The organism is Gilvimarinus sp. 1_MG-2023 (assembly GCF_030548285.1).
On the sequence record NZ_JAUOSC010001096.1, the window covers coordinates 1 to 267 of the forward strand.

At 52.1% G+C, this 267-nt stretch carries 1 protein-coding gene; it reads right to left on the bottom strand.

What is annotated here, in order from left to right; genetic code table 11:
- The coding region (locus tag Q4563_RS20245) for a hypothetical protein (protein ID WP_303605789.1) at window positions 1–267 on the bottom strand (267 nt) is incomplete at both ends.

Sequence of the window (267 nt, forward strand, 5' to 3'; positions counted from 1 at the left end):
GTCGTATTCAGTAGCAGACATGAGTCCCTCGATCATTTGCTGATGATTCTTATGAAGAGACCGGGTGGTTTCTTCATGGCTGCATTGATTAAACGCTGTTGGGCTGTTGCGGTTCTTGGCACCCAGTGCCGTGTATGCGCTGGTTTGTGTCATGGCGACGGCATTAACCGGCATTGGCTGAGATTGGCGGGAATCGATGTCGCAGGTATTGGGCGTGAGTGGTGTGAGTGGTGTGAGTGGTGTGAGTGGTGTATCAGGCATTTGACG